Origin of the sequence: Methanoculleus sp. UBA208 (assembly GCF_002498065.1) — an archaeon.
In the GTDB taxonomy this organism is placed as follows: Archaea; Halobacteriota; Methanomicrobia; order Methanomicrobiales; family Methanoculleaceae; genus Methanoculleus.
The window spans coordinates 1-4933 of the sequence record NZ_DAFZ01000117.1 but is presented as its reverse complement, the minus strand read 5'-3'; the positions used below and the strand labels follow the sequence as shown (position 1 = coordinate 4933).

Below are 4933 nucleotides of genomic sequence, written 5' to 3'. Positions count from 1 at the left end.
CCCCTTCCGCTGGATGCTCCGGATCTCCGAGGGGACGGCCTCGTAGAAGATCACCATATCGGTCGAGGGGACGTCGAGCCCCTCCTCGCCCACGGAGGTCGCGATCAGGCACCTGAACTCACCCTCCCGGAACCGGGCGAGGCTCGCGATCTGCTCCTTCTGCGAGAGCCCCCGCACCGCGTCCCGGGAGGCCTGGCCGACGAACCGTTCGCAGGCGATGCCGGCCGCGGTGAGCGCGTCGACGAGCGTCTGGACGGTGTCGCGGTAGGTGGCAAAGACGATGATCCGGCTGTCCGGGTGCGCCGCGAGCTGCGCCTGCACCAGTTCGCGGACGATGGCAACCTTGGGGTGGAGTTCCTCCTTCCAGCCGGCGGCGGCCTCGACGAGGCTTTTGTAGGCGGGGTCGGCGACGAGGCGCTTGCTCGCCTTGCTCCCTGCGCTCGAGGCCCCTTCCGCGCCGAGCCGGGCGAGGTAGAGTTTGAGCGCCTCGCTTCCTTGCGTCTCGACGAGCGAGATGGCGTGGCGGAGTTTCATGCACTCGGCGTGCAGGGACGCCGCGATGAACGCGGAGGGGTCACGCGTCCGTATACGCTGCTGGATCTGGGCGTTTAAGGCGTTGAGCGCCTTCATCGAGAGTTTGTCCGGTTTCGGAACCCGGAAATTGAGTTTGGCGAGCCGGGCAAGACGCGACTCCACGAGCCCCCGGAGGACGACGAGCGCCGCCTGCAGTTCTTCGGGCAGGTAGACGTCGACGTACTGGATATCGCGCTCGTGGATGTAGGGGCGGACGTCCTCGTCGGTCTCCACCCTTGTCTCGACCGCCTCGATACGAAGGTTGTCGCAGACCTCCTGCACCTTCGCCTGGTCCCCTCCGGGAGAGGCGGTCATCGCGAGCAGCAGGGGCTTTTCCGCCGTGGTGCAGTAGTGCCCGGCAAGGAAGACGTAGGCGTAGTTCCCCACCGCCCGGTGGCACTCGTCAACGACCAGCAGCACGACGTCGGCGAGGCTGTACCTGCCCGCAAGGCAGTCGTTCTTGATCACCTGCGGGGTCGCAAAACAGACCCGGCACGCCTCCCAGGCCCGCGTCCGTTCCTCCGGGGGGGTGTCCCCGGTAAACATGACGAAATCGGACTCATCCGGCCCGGAGCCGTCCCGGAAGAGCAGGAACTGTTTGAAGAAACGGAGATGCTGCTCGACCAGGGGTTTCGTGGGCGCAAGCACGAGCACTCTTCCCGGGTGAGAATGGAGGCGGGAGGCCGCGACGATGAGCGCGACGGCCGTCTTCCCGAGGCCGGTCGGGAGGACGACCATCGTGTTCGCATCGAGCGCCCGAAGCGCAATGGAGAGTTGATACCGCCGTTCCTCGATGCTCTGAGGTCGGATCAGCGGGTGAGAGACGTAGTTCATGCCCTGAGTTCATGGAACGTGGCGGCGCCGGAGAGGAGTGCGGAGAGGATCTCCGGCAGCCGCTCGACCGGTACGCGGACCTGCTCCATGCTGTCGCGGTCCCGTATGGTCGCGGTGTTGTCCTCAAGCGTATCGTAGTCGACGGTGACGGCAAAGGGTGTCCCGACCTCATCCTGCCTCCGGTAACGCCTGCCGATGGCCCCGGAGTCGTCGTACTGGGCGAGGATGCGGCATGCGGTGAGCCTCTCCGTGATCGTCTGCGCGATTCCATCGAGGCCGTCCCGGTTCATCAGCGGGAAGACGGCGACCTGGACCGGTGCGACCGCCGGCGGGAGCCGGAGAACCTTGCGGATCTCGCCTTCGACCTCCTCCTCAGCGTAGCTGTGCTCGAGGGCGACGTAGATCATCCGGTCGATGCCGTACGACGGCTCGATGACGTGGGGCATCACCTCTTCGCCGCGGACCTCCACCTCCTCTTCCCGGACCTGGTAGAGGTCGGCGGGGATGAAGAACTCCTCGCCGTCGACGGTGACCCGCGCGCCGTCCTCTCCCGGCTCGGAGGCGGCGAGAGCATCCGCGATCGCCTTCGCCTTGCCGCGGTACCGGGGACCGAGCACGCCCATGTCGGCCACGATCCGCCGCTTTACGACCCGTTTCGGCTCTTCGTAGGGTATGAAGACCGTCATCGAGGTGCCGGAATGCCCGGCGTGCGAGCGCAGGTCGTAGTTGGTGCGGTCGGCGATGCCGACGATCTCCACCCATCCGAAGCGCCCGGAGTAGACCTCGGCGTCCCAGCAGTCGACAGCGTAGTGCGCCCGCTCATCGGTCAGGTGCTGGCGGAACCTGAGTTTCGCCGGGTCGACGCCGATGGCAGTCAGGATCCGGTGCGTAAGCGCGATGTAGTAGGCGACGTACTCGTTTGCGACCAATCCCTCGTCCACGGCGGCACGCATCGTGATTGCGGCCGGCTCCTGGCCGTCGAGCTGCCGCGCGATGGTGAGGAGGGGCGCCGTATAGTCCGCGTAGCGGTGGAAGGCAGGGTGATCCTTCCGGTCGGGGTGGACGAAGATCTCGGCCTCCGCCTGGGAGAACTCACGCAGCCGGATCATGCCCTGGCGGGGGGAGATCTCGTTGCGGTAGGACTTGCCGATCTGGACGGCGCCGAAGGGGAGTTTGTCCCGGTAGAAGCGCAGGAGCCGCGCGAAGTCGGTGAAGATGCCCTGGGCCGTCTCGGGCCGCAGGTAGCCCTTCCGCTGCGACCCGGGGCCGATTGTCGTCTCGAACATCAGGTTGAACGCAAAGACGCCCGCTTCGCCCAGGGGTTCCGCGCACGCGGGGCAGGGCAATTCGTAGATCGCCGACTGAAGCGTTTCCGCCGAAAGCGTGCCCGCATTCTCGATGCCGTTCTCCTCCGCGATATGATCGGCGCGGAGGTACTCGCCGCAGTGCGGGCACTGCACCATCTTGTCGGCGAACTCTTTCACATGACCGGATGCGACGAAGATTGCTTCATTGCCGACAGTGGGGCATTCGATCTCGTAGTAGCCTTCCTGGAAGACGTAGAATGATCGCCAGATGTTCTCGACGTTCCTCTTCATCATCGCTCCGAGCGGGCCGTAGTCGATGAACCCGGCGATCGACCCGTATATCTCGGATGAGGGCCAGACGAAACCACGTCTTCTGGCTACTTCCATGACTTTTTCGTAAATATCGCTCGTCTCGGCCATAGTCTTGCAGTACACTTGAGCGCCGGTGCTATTAAAGAATGGTCCTCACCTCGCGCGAGATCACAATTCATCGAAAAAGGGGCTGAATGAGGAGGTATTTTTTCCACGGAAGGTAATATCCCGGAAGATATGGTTACATCCGTGAAAATGATCTTTCTGTTTCGACGGATTATATGGTAAGCTTTAAATGCTAGCGGTTGTAATGTAGGGAACGTTACGCCCCGGTTGGGGGATAAAGTATATATATCCGGGGTCATCATGGGTGACCCTCAGAACCAGACGGTGGAATGCAGAACAGAGAGAGACGGACATGGCAGAAGATACCCGCAAGCAGCAGCTACTTGAGCTGTTCACGACCATCACGAACAAGAAGACGATCGTTGAGCCGATAAGAAAGGTTCACGGTACGCTTCGGGATCGCGACGCTGTTGAGCGCGAGATTGCCCTGATCATGCGGGAGGTCCTCGATCAGGGGTACTTCAAGACCAAACTCGCTCCGCGGCAGCTTGCAAAACTCGTGGTCGCTTATTACGACGGCAAGAACGATACCGAGATTGCGAGGACGCTCGGCGACGAGAAGCTGAGCAAGACCGTGGCACGTGCCCGGGTTCGCCTCAAGCTCTTCAGGGAGCTCGACTTCAAGATGCCGTTCGACCAGGGGACGATGTCGGAACTTCTTGATTCGGGGAAGACCATGAAGGAGATCAGCGAGGAGCTTGACGTGAGCCCCTCGACGCTTCGTGAGTACCGCCATGTGATCGAGCAGCAGAGGGACACCACTCTCGACCCGTACCTGGAACGGATCAGGGATGTGATGGAGGATCGCGATCTCTCCGAGATGATGACGCGCGGTGTCGCTAACGACGGCCTTAGCGAAGCGATCGACATCACCGAAGCGATCGACATGGGGGAGTTCTGAACCCCGGTCCATCCTCTGTAATCCCACTGAACATTTTTTAGTATTCGAGCCGATCACTTCTCCATGAGGTTGACCTGGCTTGGCCACGCATGTTTCTCGCTTGTCGGATCGCGGACGATCCTTATCGACCCCTTCATCCCGGACGGCTCGCTCCCCGCTGAACCGGATATCGTTGCCGTGACGCACGCCCATGCGGACCACCTGGGCATTACTGCGCAGCTTCGGAAGAAGACGGTCGCCATCAACGAAGTGGCGAAGTATCTGAAGACGAAGGGCGTTCCTGCCGAAGCGATGAACATCGGCGGCAGCATCACCGTCGACGGCGTCCGGTTCACGATGACGCCCGCGCTCCACTCGTCGTGGCTGGAAGACGAGGGCATGGGCTTCTACGGCGGTGTGGCCGCCGGGTTCGTCATCACGATGGACGGCATCAGCGTCTACCACGCAGGCGATACGGCGCTCTTCTCCGACATGCAGCTCATCCGGGACCTCTACCGGCCGGACGTGGCGCTCCTCCCCGTCGGCGGATGCTTCACGATGGGGCCCGACGAGGCGATGATCGCGGCCCGGTACATCGGCGCGCCGCTGGTGATCCCGATGCATTACGACACGTTCCCTGCCATCCGGCAGGACGTGGAGGACTTCAAGCAGGCTCTCGAGCGGACGACGTCGATCCGGGTCGCGGTGCTCTCGCCGGGGGAGAGCATCGAGGTCGGCCCGGAGGGGGCCGGGGAGTGAAGGGGTTTATGTCCCGGGTCTGACCGATGATTGAGGTAGATCAACTCATACCTTCAGTGCTCACGCTCCTCCGGCCACATTTTGGGACATCTCAAGTCCCGTGCACGGATTTTCAGTGGGTATCGCCATTGGGGGAACGACG

Annotated in this window: 4 protein-coding genes; 2 read left to right on the top strand and 2 right to left on the bottom strand. The window is 62.7% G+C overall.

Annotated features, from left to right (window positions below):
* Both BRA62_RS12030 and glyS read right to left on the bottom strand, forming a co-directional pair.
* Positions 1-1407, bottom strand: a 1407-nt coding sequence (locus BRA62_RS12030; RefSeq protein ID WP_292366942.1) for a DEAD/DEAH box helicase, incomplete at its 3' end; no start/stop codon positions are given.
* A complete protein-coding gene (gene glyS / locus BRA62_RS12025) occupies positions 1404-3134 on the bottom strand; it encodes a glycine--tRNA ligase (RefSeq protein ID WP_292366944.1) in 1731 nt (576 codons plus the stop codon). The genes BRA62_RS12030 and glyS, both read right to left, overlap by 4 nt.
* Before the next feature lie 310 nt (positions 3135-3444).
* Here glyS and BRA62_RS12020 point away from each other — a divergent pair, with 310 nt between their 5' ends.
* Both BRA62_RS12020 and BRA62_RS12015 read left to right on the top strand, forming a co-directional pair.
* Positions 3445-4053, top strand: coding sequence for a response regulator receiver protein (locus tag BRA62_RS12020; protein WP_292366941.1), 609 nt, complete (start codon positions 3445-3447; stop codon positions 4051-4053).
* 63 nt (positions 4054-4116) lie between these two features.
* A complete protein-coding gene (locus BRA62_RS12015; RefSeq protein WP_292366940.1) occupies positions 4117-4791 on the top strand; it encodes a metal-dependent hydrolase in 675 nt (224 codons plus the stop codon).
* The last annotated feature ends 142 nt before the right edge of the window (positions 4792-4933 follow it).